This is a genomic window from Streptococcus pluranimalium, from assembly GCF_047785745.1.
In the GTDB taxonomy this organism is placed as follows: domain Bacteria; phylum Bacillota; class Bacilli; order Lactobacillales; family Streptococcaceae; genus Streptococcus; species Streptococcus pluranimalium_B.
This window is the reverse complement of record NZ_JBLOJT010000183.1, coordinates 1-1,515: the sequence shown is the minus strand read 5'-3', so window position 1 is coordinate 1,515 and position 1,515 is coordinate 1. Positions and strand designations below refer to the sequence as shown.

Below are 1,515 nucleotides of genomic sequence, written 5' to 3'. Positions count from 1 at the left end.
GAGTAATCAATATAAAACTTAGCTGTTTACCTTACTTATCAATAAGTAGGAGTGATATCGTTCAACATCGCTAGTTTATCACGCGGGTGTCAACAATATAGGGCTTAGAAGAATAGGATACTAGCTTCTGATTTTTCTTTTTCTAGAAAGATGGTATAATGCTAGTGTTATCAATGGAAAGATTATAAATTATGCATATCGAAAAAAAACATCTCTTAAACTATTCGATACTCTTGCCCTATTTGATATTATCAGTCTTAGGCTTGATTATTGTTTATTCTACTACCAGTGCAACCTTGGTTAATTATGGATTAAATCCTTTTAAATCAATGATTACTCAAGGGGCATTTTGGATTATCAGTCTCTTAGCTATTTTATTTATTTATCGGCTAAGATTGAATTTTTTAAAGAATTCAAAAATTCTTACCGGTGTTCTTTTGATAGAAGTCATTCTCTTGCTAATAGCTCGATTTTTTACACAAGAAGTTAATGGTGCACACGGTTGGATTGTTGTTGGACCGGTTAGTTTTCAACCAGCAGAATACTTAAAAATCCTAGTTATCTGGTTTTTAGCGTTTACATTTAGTCGTAGGCAGCGGTCGATTGCTGTCTATGATTATCAAGCTCTGACACGGAGACGCTGGTGGCCTCGCAATGCTAGTGATTTCACTGATTGGCGACTCATTTGTTTGGCTCTAATAGGTCTTGTCGCAGCTCAACCTGACCTTGGTAATGCTGCTATCATCGTTTTGACCGTTCTCATTATGATTACTGTGAGTGGTATTGGCTATCGTTGGTTCTCGGCTATTTTTCTTAGTATAACAGTAGTATCAGCACTGTTTTTGGGAATAATTGGGGTAGTCGGTGTAGAAACAATGGCTAAAGCACCAGTCTTTGGCTATGTTGCTAAACGTTTTAGCGCTTTTTATAATCCTTTTAAAGATTTAACAGATTCTGGGCACCAACTTGCTCATTCCTATTATGCCATGAGTAATGGTGGGTGGTTTGGGATGGGTCTTGGCAATTCCATCGAAAAACGTGGCTATCTTCCAGAGGCAACGACGGACTTTGTCTTCTCCATTGTAATGGAAGAGTTTGGAATGATAGGAGCATGTTTGATTTTATCCCTAGTTTTCTTTTTAATTTTGAGAATTATTTTGGTTGGTATAAAAGCAAAAAATGCTTTCAATGCCATGATGGCTATCGGAGTTGGTGGCATGATGTTGATGCAGGTTTTTGTTAATATTGGAGGTATCTCTGGCTTAATTCCATCCACAGGGGTTACATTTCCTTTTCTGTCACAAGGAGGAAATAGTCTCCTAGTCTTATCGGTTGCCATAGCTCTCGTATTAAATATAGATGCTAATGAAAAACGTATGGAAATCATTGAAGAAGCAGAAAGAGAGTCCGAAAGAATGATGTCTGACGACTGATAATGAGCTGGGATAATCCCAGCTTGTTGTGTATCTGATAAATATGGCTCTTCGTCAACTGTAGTGGGTGACTTATAATTAA

General features: G+C 37.2%; 1 protein-coding gene. It reads left to right on the top strand.

Features of this window, described 5'->3' with window-relative positions; all coding sequences use genetic code 11:
- Positions 1-191 precede the first annotated feature (191 nt).
- The gene (ftsW, locus tag ACMZ6U_RS10325) at positions 192-1,433 is read left to right on the top strand and encodes a cell division peptidoglycan polymerase FtsW (RefSeq protein WP_416108332.1); all 1,242 of its coding nucleotides are present in this window, start codon (positions 192-194) and stop codon (positions 1,431-1,433) included.
- The last annotated feature ends 82 nt before the right edge of the window (positions 1,434-1,515 follow it).

Bases quoted from the DNA above. Each gene is read 5' to 3' on its own strand.
- ftsW (WP_416108332.1), top strand. From the start codon at position 192: ATGCATATCGAAAAAAAACATCTCTTAAACTATTCGATACTCTTGCCC.